At 64.2% G+C, this 22,522-nt stretch carries 1 protein-coding gene; it reads right to left on the bottom strand.

Features of this window, described 5'->3' with window-relative positions:
* Nucleotides 1–2 precede the first annotated feature (2 nt).
* Complete coding sequence (locus tag AMM41_RS05415) at nucleotides 3–22,454, bottom strand: leukotoxin LktA family filamentous adhesin (RefSeq protein ID WP_089954089.1); 22,452 nt, start codon at nucleotides 22,452–22,454, stop codon at nucleotides 3–5.
* Between the last annotated feature and the right edge of the window lie 68 nt (nucleotides 22,455–22,522).

The raw sequence follows: 22,522 nt of genomic DNA, 5'->3' as shown, positions 1-22,522 counted from the left end.
TGTTAAAAGCCGATGGGCAAAGATCGCGTGCCCGTTGCAGAGGCCGTCAGGCCTATGGTGGCTGGCAAGGTCACGGTGGTGATTTTCAAATTGCCGCTGAGTGCCTTGACCGTGCTGGCGCTGGCAGCCATCAGTTTGCCAATTTGCACATTTCCTGTGGTCGCTTGTGCATCCACCGCCCCTGTGCCAGCGTCCAAGTTGGTGCCGATGATGGCAAAGGCCGGGTTCAGGCCCAATCCCATATTGGCCGCTGCCCGCAGCGTGATGCCTGTTCCCGCCTTCAAGGTCGTGAAGCTCAAGCCTTTCAAGCTGCTGGTGGCACTGATCGCGCCTGTGGTCGAGGTCAAGGTGCCCAGCGAGCCGATGCCCGTCATGTTCAGGGTGATCGGGCCATAAGCCGTGCCCGTGCCGACCGTGAAATCGGTGCCCGCCGTCACCTGGGCTGCGCCCGCGCTGACCGCAAAGGACGTCATGTTCAGGGTGGTGCCCGATTTGGCCACCAAACCGGTCTTGGCGCTGGCGGCTGTCACCGCCACCGAACCTGTCAAGGACTCGGTGTTGACGCTGCCGTTCAAGCTGGTCAAAGCCCCTGTGCCCAAGTTGCCCGATGACTTGAGCAAAACCGCCGCCCCCCCTGACACAGCGCCAGTGGTCAGTGCTGCACCTGTGACCTCCAGGTCCACCGTGCCCGCACTGCTGGTCACTGCGCCCACACTGCTGATGCCCACGGCATCCAGGGTGATGTTGCCACTGGCGGTGCCGCTGGTGCCGGTGAAGGTGCTGCCTGCGGTCAAGGTGGCTGAGCCCGCGCTCACGGTGTAAGTCGTCAGGGCCAAACTGGTTTTGGCATTGGCCACCAGGCTGCTGCCCGCTTTGGCCGAGGCCAAGGCCACGGAACCCATGGTGGACAAGGCATGGATGCCCCCGTTCGCGCTGGTCAGCGCACCCGTGCTCAGGTTGCCCGAAGACTTGAGCACCACACCGGTCAAGCCCGTGACTGCAGCCGTGGTCAGGGTGCCCGCTGTGACATCCAGATCGATCGAGCCTGCGCTGCTGGTCACCGTGCCCACACTGGTGATGCCCACCGCATCGAGGGTGATGTTGCCGCTGGCCGTGCCGCTGGTGCCGGTGAAGGTGGTGCCTGCCGTCAAGGTGGCTGTTCCTCCGCTCACGGTGTAAGTGGTCAGGTTCAATGCGGCGTTGGCATTGGCCACCAAACTGGTGCCCGCTTTGGCCGAAGCCAAAGCCACCGAGCCCGCAGTCGATTGGGCATTGATGCCTGCGTTGGTGCTGGTCAGTGCCCCTGTGCTCAGATTGCCCGAGGATTTGAGCACGACGCCCGCCACACCTGAGACCGCTCCGGTGGTCAGGGTACCGGCGGTCGTTTCCAGATCCACGGTGCCCTGGCTGCTGCTGACAGCGCCCACGCTGGCATTGCCCACGGTGTCCAAGGTGATGTGGCCCGTGGCTGTGCCGCTGGTACCGGTGAACGTTGTGCCTGCGGTCAAAACAGCAGTGCCTCCACTGACGGCGTAAGTCGTGACATTCAGGTCATTTTTGGCGTTGGCCACCAAGCTGGTGGCTGCCTTGGCCGAGGTGATCACCACCGAACCGGTGCTTGACAAGGCGTTGAGGCCTCCGCTCAAACTGGTCAATGCGCCTGTGCCCAGGTTGCCTGAAGACTTCAGGGTCACGCCCAAGCCTCCCGACACCGCACCGGTGGTCAAGGTGCCTGCGGTCACTTCCAAGTCAACGGTGCCACCACTGCTGGTCACCGCGCCCACACTGGTGTTGCCCACAGCGTCCAAGGTGATGTTGCCGCTGGCTGTGCCGCTGGTGCCGGTGTAGGTGGTGCCTGCTGTCAAGCTTGCAGTGCCTGCACTGACAGCGTAGGTGGTGACCGCCAAGGTGGTTTTGGCGTTGGCCACCAGGCCTGATGCGGCTTTGGCCGAGGCCAAGGCCACTGAGCCCGCTGTCGACTGGGCGTTGATGCCCGCGTTGGCGCTGGTCAAGGCGCCTGTGGCCAAGTTACCCGAAGACTTGAGCACCAAGCCGGTCAGGCCCGACACAGCACCCGTCGTCAAGGTGCCCGCCGTCACTTCCAGGTCCACTGTGCCCGCACTGCTGGTCACCGCGCCCACACTGGTGTTGCCCACGGCGTCCAATGTGATGTTGCCTGTGGCTGTGCCGCTGGTGCCGGTGAAGGTGGTGCCCGCCGTCAAGGCTGCAGTGCCGCCACTCACAGCGTAGGTGGTCACTGCCAAAGTGCTTGCGGCTTTGGCCACCAGGCTTGATGCGGCTTTGGCCGAGGCCAAGGCCACCGAGCCCGCTGTCGACTGGGCGTTGATGCCCGCGTTGGCGCTGGTCAAGGCACCAGTGGCCAAGTTGCCCGAAGACTTGAGCACCAAGCCGGTCAGGCCCGACACAGCACCCGTCGTCAAGGTGCCCGACGTCACTTCCAGGTCCACCGTGCCCGCACTGCTGCTCACCGCGCCCACACTGGTGTTGCCCACGGCGTCCAGCGTGATGTGGCCAGTGGCTGTTCCGCTGGTGCCGGTGAAGGTGGTGCCCGCCGTCAAGGCTGCCGTGCCGGCGCTCACACTGTACGTCGTGATGGTCAGGTCATTTTTGGCGTTGACCACCAAACCTGTGTTGGCTCTGGCCGAAGCCAAGGCCACCGAGCCAGCAGTTGACTGCGCGTTGATCGCTGCGTTGGTGCTGGTCAGAGCGCCCGTGCTCAGGTTGCCCGAGGACTTGACCGCCACGGCTGAGGAGCCCGACACAGCGCCCGTCGTCAAGGTGCCCGCCGTCACTTCCACGTCCACCGCGCCGGTGCTGCTGCTCAGGGTTCCCACGCTGGTGTTGCCCGTGGCATCCAGGGTGATGTTGCCAGTGGCGCTGGCGCTGGTGGCCGAGAGGGTGCCGCCTGCAGCTGCCAAGACCACGGTGCCCGACTGGGCCTTCAGCGCTCCCAAGCTCAGGTTGCCTGCCGTGCCCGCAGACACGATGATGCCCAGACCTGCGGTCAGGGCCTGCGCCGTCACGCCGCCCGAGGTGGTGCTGGTGATCAAAATGTCGCCCGGCACCGTGATGGCCCCCAGGCTGATCAGGCCAGCGGCCGTCACTTCCAGGTTTTGCGTGCTGGTGCCGCTGCTCAGTTGCACACCGCCTGCAGCGCTGCGCACCAGCAAGCCGCCGCCCAAAGCCGACAGCTTGCTGCCCACCACACTGCCTTGTGACAGCAGTTCGATGTTTTTGGCCGAGGTGATGGCGACATCGGTGGTGGCCTTGTTTTGCGCCAAGGTCACTGCACCTGTTTTGCTCGTGATTTGCAGCACCGACGCATCGGTGTCCAGCAAGCGGCCTGCCGCCGAGGAGGCCAAAGCGGCGTTGCCCACATCGCCCAGCGCACTGACCGACACCCCACCGCCTGCAGCCGTGACTTTCAGGTCATAAGCGTTGGCATCACCCGCATCGCGCACAGCGCCTGCGGTGGTGGAGACCAAAATCGCGCTGCGTGTGGCATTGTCCGAGCTCAGGCCCGTCAAGCTGATGTCGCCGGTGGCCGTCAGCACCAGGGTGCCCAGACCGCCATGGACCTTGGCCCCGTCGGCCATCGCAATGGTGGACCCTTTCATGACCACACTGCCCGCCTGGTTGCTCAAGTCGGCGGTAGAGGCCAGGTTCAAACCATAAGCACCGGCATTCAGGGTCAAGCCTTGTGCAGCGCTCAGGGTGCCCGTCAAGTTCAGGCCATAGGCGCTGCCATTGAGGGAGATTTGCCCTGTGGTGGCCTGACCGTTTTGCACCGTCAACACGCCCCAAGGCGAAGTCACGTACACCGAGCCATAAGCGCTGGCCTGGGTGACCACGCCGTTGGCCGCCGTCTTCAAGGTCATCGGCAAATTGGACTGACCCAGATCACCCCCGGCAGACAATGCAATGTTCGTCCCCTGCACCGACTGTGCGTTGGTGCCGCGTTCGTCAAAGATGGAATAGGCCGAACTCAAGGAAGCCATGCCACTGGCCACCACTTGCGACACGCGCAAGATGCCCGAATTGGCGCTCAGGTAGGCATCGCCAGTGCTCGACGTGGCGATCAAACGGGTCACTTCCTTGGGCAACACATCCACGGCCTTGGTGCTGGTGCCAATCGAGCCCACCGCTTGCAGCGTCACACTGCGGCCTGTGGCATTGATCAAGCTGGTGTCGGTGTTGTTGTTGGTCATCGCCCCCCGGGCGTTGACCACCACGGCTCGTGCGGCATCCAGCCGACCCAGGCCCACATCGTCGGCCCCGACAAAAATATCACCCGACACGGCTTGGAACATCGAGCCACTTTCCATGACGATGTCGCCGGTGCCCTCGGTCTCTACCGACAAGCGGCCAATGGCCTTGATGTTGCCCCGCGCTTGCAGGTTGCCCGTCGGCGAATACAGGTCAATGTCCAGGCCCGAGTTGATGTTTTTGACGCTCAGGCCTGTTTCCGCGCCTTGCAAATACACCGAAAAGCCCGTGGGTGTCGAGGCATTGACGCCCCCGGACGCGCTGGCCTTGACCACCAAGGGGTTGGCCAAGGTGCCCACCGATCCATTGAGTGCGGTCAGCGATGCCTCACCGGCCTCCAAAGAGCGTGTGCGTTCAGTGCCACGCGCATCGATGATGGCGTTTTGCGCCGTCAGCCCCACAAAGCCGGGTGAATACACATCGGCAATCCGCATGTCACCGGTCTGTGTGATCCAGATGCCGTCTTGGGCGCGTGCCACCAAGGTGGCATTGCTGGGGGTGCCCCCGCCAGTCAGTGTCATGGTCACCGGCTTGAGGCTGGTGCCGATGCTGCCTGTGGCCGCTTCCAAAATGGCCTTGTGGCCCTGAATGACCGAATCGGTGGAGCCCGAAGCATTGAGCACCGAGCCACTGACTTTGATGCGGATTTCGCCGTTGCCGACCACTTTTTCCAGATTGGCATCACCCCCGTTGGGGTAAGCATCGGTGGACTCGGAGCCCAGGTACACAAAACCGTTGGAGGTGAGGTTCAGCTTGTTGGACAACACATCGAAAGTGTCCTTTTTGACCACCGTCAGCATCCAGGTCGATTTGTTCAGCACCATGTCGTCCGACTCGGCCGACATGATGGTCAGCTGGTCTTCGGTGGTCAGGCCACCGGCCTTGAGCAAATTGATGGTGACCGCGCCATCGTCTCGGCCGATTTTTCCACCGGGTCGCAAAACCACGCGGTTGCCGATCACGTTGGGTGCTTCGATGCGCGTTTGGGTGTCGGTGGAGGACTTGGAGAAAATCGCCTTGGGCAGAGGACTGCTCAACTCGGCGGTGCTCCAGGTGGACATGGCGTCCACCGCAGGTCGTCCTGCCGCCACGTTGGCCGCATTGATCTGGTCAATGATCAGCGTGTCCGAGGTCTGGTAAGCGGTGGTGCCGTACAGCGCATGCAAATCTTTGAGCTCTTGCGTGCGTGCCGATTCCAGCGCCGTGATCTGGGCCGCGCTCAGGCCGTTTTGGCTCAGCTGCTGCTTTTCGGCGGTGGTGTAGGTGAAGGCATAGGTGGCCGGGTTGTAGCTGTCGGCGGTGTAACTGACCACCGCACCGGTGCTCGGATTGACCGAGGTGACCACCGCATTGCGCAAGCCCCAGTAACGTCGGAAGGAATTGCGGGCGCTGCGCAGGGTTTGCTGGCGGCTGACCTCGGCATCCGCGCCTTGCAAGGACGCCGACTTCCACAAGGCCAACAGCTCTTCTTCGGTGCGCACATCGCGGGTCTCGTTGCGGTTGTTGTCGATCAAGTCGCCACCCGCTTCGATGTACACATCGCCCCCACTGGAGGCCACCTGGTTGACCCACAGGTTGCCCGTGGCTTGCTTGAGTGCAATGCCGCGTGCTGCCGTGGCCGTGATGCCACCACCCGCCGAGTTTTCGGTCTGGATGTTGAGGGTGGACTTGACCGAGCCATCGGCGTTGAAACTGCCAATGCCCCCGCGCGGCGCCGAAATTTCGATGCTGCTGCCCGACACATGCACCTTGCTGGGGTCCACGCCCACAATGTCCTCGTCGCCGAACAACCAAATCTTGCCCGTGGTCGAGACTTGGTTGATGCGCAAGGCACCGCCCAAGCTCTGAAAGGCGATGTTGCCCTTGGTGGAGGTGGCTGTGAACGAGCCGGTGCCGGTGATCACGTTGATCGGGCTGCCTTGGCTGCCGATGCCGGTGGCGGCGTAAAAGCGCAGATCGTCGCCCGTGACCGAGGTGCCGCCGCTCTGCTGCACGATCGAGCCCAGTGAACTGGTCAAAGAGACCAAGCCCACGTCGTTGACCAGGTCACCCGAAAAACGGATGTCTTTTTTGCTGGCCACTTGAATCAAACCACTCGTGTAGCCCACCATTTCGATGGCAATCGGGTGGTCGGCACGCACCCTTTGGGTGAACACATCCTTGCTGCCCACCTCGGTGCGGTAATCCACGTAGAAGGTTTTCTTGAAGCACATGAAGCCGCACTTCTTCCACTGCCGCTTGTAAATTTCTTTTTCTGCGTCGGTGGTGATCGTTTGCGTGCCCATCCAGAAATTGCCAGAGGGCGGACTGGCCGTGGTCACATAAATGCCCTCGGCCATGGCCGAGGCTGTTTTGACGATGGTCTCGACACTGTTCCAGTTGATCGCCTTCAGGTTGATCGCCCCCCACAACATGGACGACTTCTGGTACCAGTAGCGTTTTTCCTGGTTGTATTCGTAGCCCGCAGACCAGACATAGGTGCTGTTGGTGACCGGGTTGTAATTGAAGGTGGCCAAGAGTTCCGGACGCGCGGGGTTTGGACTGGCCAGGGTGGAGTTGCTCGAACGCAAAACGGCGGCCGTGGCCCCCCGACCGGCCGTGGTGGTCGACTTGAACACACCGGCCACATTGCGTTCGTAGGTGGTGACCTCGTAGCCCGTGAGGGTGCTGCCCGTGTAGACCGGGCGGTTCAAGTCGGTGATGCGCACCACGCCCGCATCGCCGCCGGTGTCCAGTCCCAGCAAATCCAGGCCATAAGACGTTTGGTTGTCGATGTTGAAACGGGCAAAACCATCGAGCGCCCGGACCACACCACCACCGGTGTTGATGATGGAGCCCACCATCTCCACCAAGCCGCCGGTGATGTTGGTTTCGGCCACTTGCAATCGGTCTGTGGACGCGTTGTAGTGGATGATGGGTTCTTTGCGTCGTGCAGCAATGGCGGCCAATTCATTGTCGCGTTGGGTTTGGGTGATGGTGCCGTTTTCAAAGCGTTTGGTGACATCCAACTCGCTGTCGGTGCTCAGGCGGCCGCTGATTTGCAACAGCGGTGAGCGCGACCGGTTTCTCGGCCATTCTGTTTTCCAGCTGTTGATCCTTGAACCCACTGATGCGTCGGTCAGTGTGACGGCGTAGTCGGACTGGCCCGACTGGATCGTGCCATTGATGTTGAGGTAGCGGGCCCCCAGGAAAATGCCACCACTGGCGTAAATGCCGCCCGTGCCATTGCGCAAACAATTGGATGAGAAGCTGGTGCTGGCAGGGCTGCCGGCGCGGGCCGTGCCGCAGCGCACCACGCCCATGTTGTTGAGCTTGTTTTGCTGGTCATCGTTGTAGGCCACCGCATACAGGTTTTCGGGTGAGCCCCCAATCGACTGGCTCACGGTGGGCGAAGACAGCACAAAGTTCTTGCCCGAATTGACGGTGATTTCCAGGCCATCCAGACGCGGCGTGTACAGCGCATCCTCAGCGATCACCGAAATGCTGCCCGAAGTGTTGTCCAGCAAGATCGAGCCGAGTTTGTTGTAGGCCAAGCCGTTGACCCGGATTTCGGGCGAACGCATCTGGTCTTGCCGCAAATCGGCGCTGCTGCCATCCGGGGCGGTGGCGATGACCGGGTTGGCCGAGACCACACCCGTGGACACATAGCTGTTGAGGATCTTGATGGTGGGCAAGGCCTCGGCCGGGCCACCGCCTCGGGTGTCGATGCTGTCCACGGTGATGTTGATGCCCGTCTTCACATCGCGGTTGAAGCTGGCAATGTCGGCATTGCTCTTGAGGAAAGTGCCGTTGTATTTGGCAAAACCACCGCTGCTGTCGATGATCAGGTCCTTGGCCCGGATGTTCATTGGGCTCTTGTTGTCGATCAAAATTTCAGAGTCGGCTCTGGCCACCACTGTGGCGGTGCCGGTCACGTTGTTGCCAAACAGCTCCACGTTGCCGCTGCCAGCCCGGATATTTTTCAGGGTCAAAAAGGTGCCCGGCACGTTTTCTTGCGGCACGATCTGCGTGGCCCCGGTATCGGGGTCGGTCTCGATGGTGGCAAAACCTTCGCGCAGCAGAGTTTGCAAATAAAACGCCATTTCGGCTTCCACGAAGGCCCTCACCTCGGGAATGTCACCGTAGTTTTTCAACTGGTTGTACAGCGTTTCCAGGTAGGCGGCTCCTGTGGCGGCCAAGTCTTCGGTGCCAATGCTGTAGCGGATATTGCCCTCGCTGGACGCCACCGAACCATTGGCGTTGATCACCAGTTTTTGTTTGTTGCCATAGCCCGCCTCAATCAGGCCTTTCAAGGCCACATTGGCCGTCAAGGTTTTGTTGGAGCTGCCGTACTCGCTGCTCAAACCCATCAACTCGCCCACTTCGCGGGTCCAGTCGCTGACCTTGCCCTTGCCCTCCACGATGTAAGTGCCGCTGATGCCCCCCAATTGGATCAAGCCACCCGAGCGAACCGATTGGCTGTCGAGCGTCAGGTTGTTGGTCAGGTTCAGCGTGGCTTGCACGTCGGGGTTGACCGACACCGGAATCGCCGAGTGGTTGAACAAATCGGCCCGCGCCGTGACAAAGTTTTTGTTGCGCCAAAAATCCTTGTCTTGACCGGCCAAAAGCGACACCGAGTTTTCACCCACAATTTGGGTGCCCGTGCCCACGCTGACCAGGTTGGTCACGTTGGCCAAAGCCAGCGCATCGCCTTGCGCTGCGGCCGCTGCGCCATAGGTTTTGGTGATGGTGTTGGCCTCAATGTCCACATAGGACAAGGCGTTCACATGCACATCACCGGCCACCTGAATGTTGTCGCGTGCACCCAATTTGGCCGTGGCGTTGGCGATCGAGTTGATTTCGGTGTCCACCAAAGCAATCGGCAATGCCCCGCCAATGTCCAGGCGTCCCAAAGACGAGCCCCGGAACTGGTTGTAGGCCCGCACTTCCAGCAAGCCATTGCCGCTGTCGCCCAGGTTCAACACCACATCGTCCCCGATTTCGGCCACCGCGTTGCCATTCAGGATGGTTTTGGCATCGGCACCCGCACCGGCAATCACACCGCCACCGCCGCCTTGTACGTTGATGGCCGTGAGGTCCGTGCGCTCCACATCGTTGGTGGCCAAAATTTGCAACTGGGCCCCCGTCAGTTTGGCGTTGTTGCCCAATTTGGCTGTGGCCGAACCCGTCAGAGACGCCACGGTCACCGCACCCGAACCCCCAAATGCCGAGGCATTGATGGTCGAGGCCTGGGTGTCAAAGCGCACCTTGCGCTCTGCCGTCACGGCCGTGAGGCCATCCACCAGCAGGCCTGAGCCGCTGCTGGACAAAGTGGCACTGACGTTTTGAACATGGTTGATGCGGGCATCAGCCCCCGCCCCGGCCACCACACCGCCGCTGCCCGCCACCGCATCGGCATCGATCAACTCGTCGCCCCGTGCGCTCACCGTCAAGGTGCCTTGAACGCGCCCGGCCAAGCCACTGGCATTGGACGAGACGGTTGAATTGCTCTCGGTCATGGCCACGGCCACACCGGCCCCCACAAACCCTACACCCACCCCGGTGGAATCCGAGTTCATGCGCATGGCGTCGTTGGCCATGATGGCCACATCGCCCGTGGCTGCCAAAGTGGCCCCGTTGCTGAAGGTCACGGCGGCTGTACCTTGGTTGCTGGCCGTGGCCCCGGCGCCTTGTGCGCCCAAGAGCAAGCCCCCGCCACCGGCCACAGCCTTGGCCGTCACGCTCGAGTCGCCGTGGCCCAGCACCGCATTGACCAGCATGTTCTTGCCGCTCAAAGACAGCGGTCCATTGGCCAGCACCTGCACGTTGGTGTCCACCTCGGACAGCGCCACCGACACCCCCATGCCCACGCCGCGCCCGACCGAAACGCCCAAAGCGTAGGCGTCTGCGCTGGGCGTCGACAAGGCCAAGAGCGACAAATCGCCCGTGCCCGCGTCGAGCACCGTGTTGCTGGCCAGTGTCAAAGTGACCGAGCCACTGTCGCTGGCGGTCGCGCCTGCGCCCGAACCTGCATACACACCGGCCGAGCCCCCCGTGGCTTGGGCGGCGGCTGTCGCACTGCGTTCGGCTTGCGCCGTCCAGCCCGTGCCGCTGTGTTGACCGCTCACCGTGGTCGCCACGCTGCCCGACTGCGTGGCAGTGGCTGTGACCACCCCGACTGACACCACACCGGCAGTGGCACCGACGGCCTCGCTGCGCATCGAGGCCTGGTCCAGCGCCTGCACATTCACCGAGCCCCCGGCACTTGACGTGCCGGCCAAACTGGCCGTGCTGGCCGTGGTGTTGGACGCCACCGACACCGCGGCGCCCACGCCCACAAAACCGCCCGCGCCCGAAATCGCCCGGCTCTCAACGGCCGGAACGCCCTCGCTGGGCGTGCGGTTGCCCGACTGAATGTCGATGTTGCCGGCCACGGCCATATTGCCCACCGACACCCCCGCGTGGTTGGCCCCGCCCAGCAGGGTGATCGCCACGCCTGCACTGATGCCGGCCGCTCCGCCCAAGGCCACGGCCCCGGCGTTGTTGTCCACCGAGGTGCGGTCCAGACTGGCCACCGTCAGTGAGCCGGCCGTGACTGTGGTCGCGGCCACGGTGGCCGAGGTGCGGTGGCTGCCCGAGGCCCCTGCATACGCCCCTTGGGTGTCGTAGCGACCGCTGTTGTTGGCCGAATCGCTTTCGGCCGTGGTCAGGGCCGAGCCCGAGCCTTGTGAACGGTTGGCTTGGGTGACCGAGCCAATTTGTCCCAGGGTACTGGAGCTGCCGGTCAATTCGCTGTTGGCATTGCTGTCGGGCGCACTGCCAAACACCAACACGCCCACCGCACCACTGACACCCACAAAACCGCCACCGCCTGCGGTGGCCGTGATCATGTCGATGTTGGCCTCGCGCTCGGCCTTGACATTGAGCGCACCCGAGACCCGCACGCTGGAGGCGTCCACTTTGGCCACCACCGTGCTCTTGCCCACCACCACGTTGGCCGACGAGCCAATGCCCGCCACGCCACCCACGCCAATTTGCCCGGCATTGTGGTTCAGCGTCACCGTCTCATTGGCCGTGACCGACAAAGAGCCTGCACCCGAGGCCTTGTTCAGGGTCACCCGCGAGGTCTCGCCCACCCCAGTGGTCACCACCGCCGTCAACACGCCATCGCCCAGCGTGCGCACATCGGCGGTGTAACTGCCGTCGGCGTTGCGTGTGGCCGTGACCGAACGTGTGCCATCACCCACCGTGACCACGGCTGTGCCGGTGGGCTGAATCCCGCTGTCGCCCTTGAGCACAAAACGCACCGCGCTGTCGTTGCGGGCATCCACCTGGTCAAAACTGGACAAAGTGGCAATGCGTGTGGCTGCCACCGGCAAAGCGCCCAACACCGGGGCGGTTTCCGAGCTGTTGATGCCGGTCGATTTGAACAAGGTCGTGCTCGACGCCTTGCTGGTGCCGCTCTCCGTCAGCACCACCTTGGCCATCAAGGGGCCGTCGGCCAGGCTGGCCACGTTGGCGGTGTAGGTGCCGTCGGACTGGCGCACGGCGGTCACCGTGAGTTCGCCATCGGACACCGTGACCACGGCCGAAGCCGGATTGACCCGACCATTCAAGTCGTTCAGGCTAAAGCGCAGCTGGGTCTGGTTGCCCGTGCCTACCTGGTCATAGTCCGACGCCAGGGTGATCGCCACTGGCGCATTGTTGGACGAGGCCACCAAGCCCGTAGCCAAGGTGCGCCGGCCCAGCGTGGACGTGCCGGTCAGTCCCGCCTCGGTGGCACCCTCCATCACCGTCACTGCAGCGCCCACGGCCACACCCGCCAAGCCGCCCACGGCAGCGGCTGCGCTGACGGCAAACGATTCGGTGCGGTTGTCGGCGTCAATCACCACGGCCCCATCGGCCTTGAGGGTGGTGTTGTTGACTTTGGCCCGTACGGTCGAGCCCGACACATTGACCGTGAAGCTCAGGCCCGCGCCCAAAGCGCCACCCCCTGCAATGGAGCCGGCCACCAAATTGGCACTGTTGGTGCCATCGGCCACCACCGACACGGTGTCGGCCGACAAGGTGCTGTTGTCGATCAAGGCCTCGGTGGTGCCCTTGAGCAGCACCACATCGCCGCTGCCGGCCAAACCCGCAGAAGCGCCGCCTGCGGCCCCGACCGAGATTTGCGCCACGGAATTGGTGGACACGGCTTTGACATCCGCAGCGCCTTTGGCAAACACCCGTGCGCCACCGATGATCTCGGCCCGAGTGGCGCGCTCCACAATTTCGGTGCCCAAAGAACCCGAAACCCCCACGCCCCCAATGGCCAGGGCCGAGGCCGAGCTGGCCACCATGGCATGGTTGGCCGCCATCACATCCAGGCTTTGGGCGGCATTCGCGCCCGCTGTGTCTTGGATGAAGCGTGCCTTGTCAATGTAGGCGCGTGTGGTGCCACCAATCTGGTCCACATTGATGGCCGCACCTGCAGCACCCGTAAAACCGCCGCCAGCGACCGCTGTCACCGCCCCGATTTGCTGAATGGCGGTGGCTTGCACCGCCAGACCCTTGACCGTTCGGGTGCCAAAGCTGGCTCCGTTCATCACCGAGTCTGACACCTGGTTGATGTTCATCAAATTGGGGGCGCTGGCCAGGCTCGACTGGCGCACCGTCAGGCCACTGCCTTGGGCCATGGCGTTGATGTGCGTGTCCAAACCGACCACGCCCGCAGTGGTGCTGCTGGTGATGATGTTGGTCAGCACCCCGCCCGCTGCACCGACCCCGGCGGCCCCAAAACCCACAGCGCCAGCCAAGGCGCGAATGCGGTCCCGGCTGTTGGCTGTGATGGCGACCGAATCGGTGAAGTACAGGTCGCTGACGGTGGCGTCAGCCCCCACGGTGGTGTGGGTTTGTGCGTTGATGACACTGACCGCCACCGAGCCTTGCACACCGGCCGCACCGGCGCTCATGCCTACGGCAATCGTGTCAATTTCGTTGTCGCTCTCGGTGGACACCACCAGGTCGTCACCGCTCAAGGTCCAATTGCCCTGACCTGCATAAAACCGCGCAATGGGTTCACCCAGCAAATTCGCGCGGGTCACGGTGCCAATGCGGTTGACCGCCACAGCAGCCCCCACGGCTGCACCCAGGCTGCCCGATACGTTGCCCGCCAGAGAGTCGATGTTGGAGGCTTGTCGTGCGCTCACCGTCAGTGAGCTGGTGCTGGACAGGTTGGTGCCTGTCCAGTTGGCCGTGATCTCGTCTTCGAGCAAGTTCGTGGCGTTCGACCCCGAAATGGCGGCTGTGCCACTGGCTCCTGCGGCGACGCCAATCGACTCGATGGACGAGGTCGAATAGGCGCTGACCACCGCTGGGCCTGCGACGCGTACATTGCTGGCGAGCACCTCGGCTTTGACCACTTTGCTGCTGTCGGCATTGCCCGCCGTGCGGCCCAAATAATTCAAGGCCAAAGCTGCGCCACCCCCGGCCGCGCCGCCGCCCGCCACGGTGCCCGCAAACGACTGAATGCTCGAGGTGTCACGGGCCAGCACATTCACAGCGCTGGCATTGACCACCAAATTGGTGCTGTCCAGTTGCGCCAACACCGTCGAGGTGAGGGCGTTGGTGGTGTTGGAGCCTGCCAGGGCCACCGAGCCGCCGCCGGACATGCCGGCCGCCACCGATTTGATGACCCCCGAAGACGTGGCCTGCACATCGACCTGACCGGGTGCGCGCACCGTGCTGCTGGCCACGCGAGCCGTCACATCGCCGCCAATCTCGTTGACCGCCACCGCCGCGCCCACGGCCGCTCCGCCCGAGCCGCTGATCGTGCCGGCCAGAGAAAAAATATCGCTGTCGTTGTCGGCCGTCACACTGAACGCGCCGCCGTTGGTGACCTGCGTCACGCTCACCGCCTGGGCTTTGACGCTGGCGGTGAGTTGGTTGGTGGTGAAGCTGCCATTGACCGAGGTCACGCCATCGGCCGCGCCCGAGGCCGCCACCGATTTGATTTCGCCGCGCAAGTCGGCATCCACCGCCACGGCCGCTGCCGCTGCCGCGTGCAAGGTCATGCCCGACAAATGGGCCTGCACCGCACTGCCCACTTGGTTGACCGCAATGGCCGCGCCAAACGCACCTGCGGCGCTGCCCGACACATTGCCTGCAAAAGTGCGCACCGTGGCGGCGTCGTCGGCTTGCACCGTGAGCGAGGTGGCCGTGCCATACAGCGAGCCACCTGACCAAGTGGCTGTGATCTCGTCTTCAAGCAAGTTGGTGGTGTTAGAGCCGGTCACCGCGCCGCTGCCGCTGCCACCCACCGCCATGCCCATGGACTGGATGGTGGCGGTGGACAAGGCCTGCACCTGCACCGCGCCGCCTGAGCTCATGCTGCTGTTGACCACCTCGGCCTTGACCCCTTTGCTGCTGTCGGCGTTGGTGGCCGTGCGACCCAAAAAGTTGAGCGCAAACGCCGCACCGCCAGCGGCCGTGCCGCCCCCGGACACCGTGCCTGCAAACGACTGGATGACCGAGCTGTCCAGCGCCTTGACCCGCACCGACGACGAAGACGCCGATTGCGTCACGCCACTGACTTGCGCCAACACCTGCGAGGTGATGGCGTTGGTGGTGTTGGAGCCCGCCAGGGCCACCGTGCCGCCGCCTGACATGCCGGCTGCCACCGATTTGATGGTGCCCGACGACGTGGCCGTGACCCCCAAAGCGCCTGTGGCCCGCAAGGTGCTGTCGGCCACCCGGGCGGTCACATCGCCGCCCATTTCGTTCACGGCCACGGCCGCGCCGATGGCCGCAGCGCCTGATCCGCTGATGGTGCCCGCCAAAGAAAAGATGTCGCTGTCGTTGTCGGCGCTCACGGTGAACGCGCCACCGTTGGTGGCTTGCGTCACGCTGGTGGCCTGGGCTTTCACGCTGGCCGTGAGCTGGTTGGTCGTGAAGCTGCCGTTGACCGAAGCCCCACTCGATGCAGCCCCCGAGGCCGCCACCGACTTGATCTCGCCACGCATGTCGGCATCGACCACCACCGCGGGTGCCGCGTTCAGGGTCATGCCCGTCAGCGTGGCCTGCACTGCGCTGCCCACCTGGTTCACGGCAATGGCCGCACCAAACGCGCCCCCGCCGCTGCCCGCCACATTGCCCGCCAAAGTGCGCACGGTGGCCGAGTCATCGGCTTGCACCGTGAGCGACGTGGCCGTGCCATTGAGCGAGCCGCCAGACCAAGTGGCCACGATGTCGTCTTCGAGCAAGTTGGTGGTGTTGGAGCCCGACACCGCGCCGCTGCCGCCACCGGCCACGGCCATGCCCATGGACTCGATCAACCCCGAGGACAGGGCCTGCACCTGCACCGCCCCGCCAGAGTTCAAGCTGCTGTTGAGCACCTGGGCCTTGACCCCCTTGCTGCTGTCGGCATTGGTGGCCGTGCGGCCCAAAAAGTTGAGCGCAAAGGCCGCGCCGCCCCCAGCCGTGCCGCCCCCGGACACGGTGCCCGCAAAGGACTTGATGATGGAACTGTCCAGTGCCTTGACCCGCAAAGACGAGGACGCCGCCGACTGCGTCACGCTGCTCATTTGCGCCAGCACCTGCGAGGTGATGGCGTTGGTCGTGTTGGAGCCCGCCAAGGCGTTGGTGCCGCCGCCGGCCAAACCGGCCGCAATCGATCCAATGTTGCCCGACGAGGTGGCATCGACCTGAACGGCCCCGGTGGCCCGCAGCGTGTAGCTTTGCAGGCTGGCGGTCACGTTGCCGCCAATTTCGTTGGTCGACACGGCCACGCCAGCGCCGGCCGTTCCGGCCCCGCTGATGGTGCCCGCCAGGGACGCGATGTCGGCATCGTTGTCGGCCAGCACCTTGAAGGCACCGCCGTTGCTGTTTTGGCTGCCGCCCACCACCAGGGCCTGCACATCGGACTCGATCACGTTGCTCGTCACGCTGCCGTTGATGGCCGTGGTGCCCGCACCGCTGCCCGAGGCGGCCACCGAGCGGATCGAGCCGTCGAGCTTGGCGTCAACGGTCACCGCCACCGGCGCCACCAACACCGAGTCTTTCAGGCGTGCCGTGACCTTGAAGTCTTCAGGCCCCTTGCCCATGTGGTTGACCGCCACCGAGCCCCCAATGGCCCCGGTGCCCCCGCCCGTGACCGCACCGGCCAGCGACTCGATGCTGCCCGCTTGCGAGGCGTGCACCGTCAATGTGGTGGCCGAGCCGTTGAGGGTGCTGTTGTCCACGTTGGACAAGGTCGTGCCATTGAGCACGTTGGTGCTGGACGAACCTGCAGCCGCATAGTCTTTGCCACCGGCCAAGGTCACCGACAAAGTCTGGATGCTGGCGTCCGAGTCGGCCAGCACCGACACCGCCGTGCCCGCGTTGATGGTGGACGACAAAATTTGCGCTGAGCGTGTGCTCTCGATGGTGTTGTAGCCCAAGGCTAAAGCGCCCGAATAGCCCTTGGACGCCGAGACGCCACCGGCCAGTGAGCGGATGCGGGCGCTGCTGGCACCACTGCCTTCACCGGCTTGCACACGCACCGTGCCCCCGGTGACGGTGGACGTGCCAATGCGGGCTTCGGTCACATCGGCCGTTTCGTTCACGGTCACGGTGCCTGCAAAGCCCACATTGCCCGTGGACGCTGCGCCCGAGGCGGCCACCGACATCACATCGCTGGTGTTGCTGGCTTGCACCTGCACCGTGCCCGAACCCACGTTGACGGTGGTGGCGTCGATGGTGGCGGCATTGCCCGCCGAGCGTGTGCTGATGGACGAGCCGCCCGAGGTGTAGGTGCGTGTGCCGTTTTGGGTGTAGGCCACGGCAGCGCCTGCGGCCTTGCCATTGCCCCCGCCCACGGCAAAACTCAGGTTGCCGGCCAGGCCAAAGGTGTTGCCATTGGTCTCGGAGTTCACGCTCAACTGGCTGGCCGTGACCGTGCCGCCGGTCACTTGTGCCTGGGTGCGCTGACCCATCAGGTTCACGCTGGCCGAGCCCATGCCCGAAAACTTGCCTTTGGTCGCCCCCACGCCCGCAGACACGCCCACGATGTCGGCCCGGCTGATGGCGGACACGCTCACGCCGCCGGTGGCGGTGATGTTGCCATTGAGCTGTGCGCCGTAAGTGGTTTGAATGTCGTTGTGTACATACGACAGTCCCAGGCTGGAGGCGTTGTTGCCCAGCGTCACGCTCAGGGTGCCCGCCACGCCCACCACACTTTCGCCGCCCACCGCGTCTTTGAATTCGCTGGTGTAGCCGTTGCTGGCCGAACTCATCTCGAAGTCGATCACCTCGGACGCACGCACCGCACCGATCAAGCTGTCCAGCGTTGCCGTGGCGCTGGCGGCCGTGCCGCCACCTTGCACGACCAAGTCACCCGTCAGGTTGACCACCGCGCTGTTTTTGACGCCCGCACTCACGGTGGTGCTGACGTGGTTGGTCACAAACGAGCCCATGAGTTGGCCCGCCGAAGTCGCGTCGCTGCTGGTCTGCACCCCCGCCACCGCGCCCACGCCTACCACTTTTTGCGAGGACAAAGCCAGCACCGACAAGTCGTGGGCCTGCGTGAGCGCACCCCCGGACACCTGCGCCTGTGTGCTGCCATTGGCATTGACGATCGAGACGGCCGCACCCACCCCGGCCGAGCCCTTGCCGGTGCTCACCGACAAGGCACCACCCCCCGCGCCAATGCGGCTGCGGTCATAGGCCACCACGGTCACACCCGTTGCCGTGGGGCTGGCCACATTGCCCGTGACGGTGGAGTTTTCAATCGATGCCAGGGTGTCATCGTTGGTGGTGGTGACCGAGGCCGCCCCCACCACCGACACGCTGGTCTTGCTGCCTTTGGACAGGTTGGCCGAAATACCCGTGGCCACAGCCGTGCGCTCGCCCGACTTGATGGCCTGCACGTTCAAGCTGGTGGCGGTGTCGGCCAAGTCGGTCACGCTGCTGTCCACAATGCGTGCGGTGGTGTCGTCGTCCGATTTTTGCAAAGCCACAGCGCCCGCAATGGCGGCGCTGAAGGTGGTGGATGCGTTTTTGGACATGGCCAGCGCGCCGCCACCGGCCACGCTCACTTGGGTCAGATCGGACAGCGCCCGCACCGTCAAACCGAGGGTGCCTGCGCCTTCGGCCTTGATCACGGCGCGGTCCACCAGCGCTGTGGTGTCCAGGTCGGTGGTGTTGGTGACAATCGCACCGGCCCCGGCAATGGCAAAACTCGGCGGCTTGCTGGCGGCCGGTTCACTGGCAGCGGCACTGTCTGAGCCCGAGCCTTTGGCCGGTTCGCTGGCTTCGGCCACGGGGGCCATGCTGGCATCGCTGCCGTCCAGCTGTGCTTGGGTGTCGGCCGAATCGGTGGCGGTTTTGTCGGCCAGGTTTTCTCCGGTGCTCTTCGGAGGAGCGGGCTTGTCGGCGGGTGGTTTTTCGCCCGCTGTGGCCCCGGCCACCGCCATGGCCACAATTTTTCCGTCGGTTCGCGCTTCGACCCGCATGGCCCCCGCCACGATGGCCCCCACCGTGCCCTCGGTGGTGTCGGCACCGCCCGAATCGGCGTCGTTGTCGCCCACATAGGCGCGGGTGTCCCCGGTGATGCTGTTGATGGCCAGGCCAATGCCCACGCCCGAATTCTCACTGCGCGAGACGGCGCCGGTCATGGCAATCACCCCCAACGAGGCGTTCGCTTCCACCGCCACTTGGGTGGCATTCACAAACGCTTCGCGGCTGACCGAGGCGCGGGTGGTTTCCTTGAGCTTGTTGTAAGACGCGATGCCATTGACGGCCACGCCCGCGCCTTGGCCCGAGGTGGGCGAAATCGAGACCAGCCAGTCGTCGGTCTCGGCCGTGGTTTCCAGCCGGAAGGTGTTGATTTCGGCCCGGTCGGCAATGCCGGCAATGGCCGTGTTGTCGCGCGACACCATTGAGAAGGTGCCCCCCACCGAGGTGCCCGATGCGCCTGCGGCCGGGGCAGGGCCACCGGCGTGGTGCAAGGTCTGCACATGGTTGGCGGCTTTGACCACCGTCGATCCATTGAAGCTGCGTGTGAAATTGATCTCGTCCACCTCGGGCCCGGTGGGGGCGACCCGTGTGGTGCTGACAAAGTCGCCCAGCACACCCAAGTCCTTGTCCAGGCTGTAGGTGTTGATGGGGATCAGCATTTCCACCAAGTCCGAATCAAACCCGACTTCTTTCACGTCATACGTCCAGGCGGCTCCCCCGGTGATGCGGGTGGTCAGCTTGGCCCCCGTGTCCACCCAAGCCCGGGTGTCGTTTTTCATGAAGCTCAAGTTCACCGCCCCGGCGGCGGCCAGGTTGGTGGCCGAAGACGTGGCCCCCACGCGGGTGTTGAAGCCGTCCAGCAAAAAGTCGGTGCCGCCCATGATGTTGGCATAGGCCGAGGAAAAACTGCTCCAGTCCAGCGGCAAACCGTTGGTGTAGAACTCGGGCATGTCGGTGGCTGCATGCACGGCCACATGGTTGCCCGTAATTTGGGCCCCCGAGCCCACCAAGGCGCGGGTGGTCATGTTGTGGTTGCCGTAATTGAAAGCGGCGGCCAGACTGACCTTGGTGCCCTGCGAATCCTTGGTGTCCGAGGTCGCTTCGGCGGTGGCCACGCTTTGCAGCTGGCCCACCAGGGTTTGGGCGTCCACCACCGCGTTGCCCCCGGCGGTGACGATGGCCCCTGCGCCCACCGTGGCGCGGGTGGTGTGGTGTGATTCCGACCAGGTCAAGGCCCCGGCCAGGCGCAGGGCAGGGGGTTTGGATTCGGCCGGTGCACCGCCCGATTCCGTGTCCGCGCCGCCGGAGACCTCATCTGCCATGGCCTTGAAGCTGGCCAACAAACCTGCTTCGGCCGCAGCGCCTGCATCGTCCTTGGAATATTCCAAAGAAGTGGGCAATCCGGCCAAAGCGCTTTCTTCCTCTTCTTCAGAGGCGTTGGCCGAAGTGGCCGAAATCGCGTTTTTGGCCGAGGCGTTCATGGCCATGATGCTGACGTGGCCGTCGGCCGTGATCTGCCCGTCCATCGTCACGCTGGTGGTGGACTTTTGCAGCGACAGCGCCCCCACCACCCCGGCCGTGCCCCCGCCATACACCGTCACCTCGGCGGTGGTGTCGTACTGACCCGAATGAAAGGCTTGCAGCAAGACATCGCCGCCGCTTTGCAGGGTGGCCCCCGCCGCCACATTCACGGTGGTGTTCACTTCGGAAGTGGATCCTGCAAACACAATCGACGCCACATTGGCTGCGCCGGTGTCGGGATCGGTCACACCCGCTGCCGCACTGGCCATGCTGACCGTGGTCTTGGAGGCGGCCACCAAAGCGATGTCGCCATCGGCTTGCAGGCTGGCCCCGCCTTTGACGTCGACCGTGGTGTTGCCCAGCACGCGGGCAAAACCAGCGCTCAGGTTGGCTTTGGCCGAACCTTCTGTGGCGGTTTCCACACTCACCGAACGGTCGGCCATGGCCGTCAGGGCGATGTTTTCGGTGGCTCTGAGCACCGCCGTGGGCTGCAAAGTGACGGTGGCATTGCCCTTGGCCTGCACATAAGACAGACTGGCTGCAAACGGCATTTCGCTCAGCGCCAGGTTCACGGCTTCTTGCTGGATGGCCCCCGAGGTGCCGCCAAACGAGGCGGCCGACTCGATCGAGGCCGTCAGCGTGACATTGCGCCCGGTCAGTGTGCCCGCCACATCGATGCTGGCGTTGGCTTCTGCCATGCTGATGAAGGTGACCCATTCGCTGGCCTTGCTGGCCGTGAGTGTGATGTCTCCGGCGGTGTAAGTGGTGCCGCTTTGGTTGATGACCGACGCGTCCAGCGTGGCCCCCGACTGCACCGTGATCGACGGGGCCTCCAAAGTGATGTTGCCGCTGTGGCCCAAAGAGGGCGTTGAGGGGTTGTTGCCGATGGCGGTGGCGGCTGCGGCCACGCCGCTGGCCGAGCCTGCCGCTGCCGTCACCTTGCGGGTGTTCAGCGTCACGCCGGAGTTCACCTTCAAGGTTTTGGTGGCGTCCAGCGACAGGTTGGCCCCGTTGGTGTACACGCTGCCCGAAACCACCAAGTCTTCCGGGTCAATGTAGGCCAGACCGGCCGGGCCCTGGTCGCTGCCCGCGTCCAGGGTCACGCTGTTCAGGTGGATTTGTTTGGCCGCCGACAGCTCAATGAAACCCCCGGCACCGGTGCCGTCACCCCGCGCGGCCAAAGTGGCTCCGGCCGCGTTGCTGGCGCTGCCATGGGCAAACAAGCTCACTTGCCCGCCCTGGCCCCCACTGCCCAGTGCGGCCGTGGCCGACACCAGCGCTTGTGCCCCCAAATCGATGTTGCCACCGGCCACCACACGCACCCCTCCGGCCTGATTCCAGTGCGAGGCGTCGGCCAAGAGTTTGCCGTTCAGCAGCACATCGCCCGGGGTGGTGATGTCGATCACGCCATCGCGCTCGACCACCGGGTTCAAACTGCGCAAATCGCCCAGGTTGACCGCCGAGCCCGCTGCGCGGCCCCCCACCATGACACGACCGTTAACCACCACCGCTTGCGCGGCGTCCTGGCCCTGACCGGCCATGATCTGCACGCCATCGCGGGCGTTGATTTCGCCATCGATGCGCACCGAGCCGGTGTTTGAACGCTCAAACTGCCCCGACAAAATGCCCGTGACCTGGTTGGCCGACAAGCCCGGGCCAGAGGCCAGCATGGCATCCACAAAGGTGGTGGAGGGCGCGGCAAAAGTCAGCCGGCCCGTGTCGATGCGGCCATTGGGGCCGACACCAAAACCGTGCCGGTCGATGAACAACAAATTGCCGCCCACCACGCCCGCGTCCGAGCCCAGGCGGCTTTGCAGCACACCATCGACTTGCACCCGCCCATCACGCACCACGTTGACCAGCCAGTTGGCCCCGGTGGGCACCACCAGCTTGACGGTGTCGCCGTTGCCCACCTGAAACTGCGAGAAGTTGTTGAAGGCATTGCCATCGCGCAAGGTGGTGGTGGTGACCGTTTTGAGCCCCACTTGCGGGCTGTTGACCAGCGTTTGAGTGGCGGCCGAGCCGCTCAAGGTGGTGATGACCGTGCCGTTGGTGGTTTGCGCCACCGCCCAAGGTACCCCTGCGCCCAGCGACACCGCCGCTGCCAGCGGCAACTGCGCCACCCGAACCACTTGGCGGCGCAAGCTGCTGGCCGACTTGACAGAGGCTGGCGGTGTGTAAACGGGCTTGGACATGGTCAACTTTCGGTAAGCGCACAGGCGCTTTTAAAAACAGGGAAATGCGGCAGTCACAACGCAGCAAG

Source organism: Limnohabitans sp. 2KL-3, from assembly GCF_001269405.1.
Lineage (GTDB): Bacteria > Pseudomonadota > Gammaproteobacteria > Burkholderiales > Burkholderiaceae_C > Limnohabitans_A.
Note: the sequence above shows the minus strand (reverse complement) of the source record. Positions and strands in the feature narration are given on the sequence as shown.

Coding starts and splice junctions, on each gene's coding strand:
- AMM41_RS05415 (WP_089954089.1), bottom strand. CDS start 22,454: ATGTCCAAGCCCGTTTACACACCGCCAGCCTCTGTCAAGTCGGCCAGC.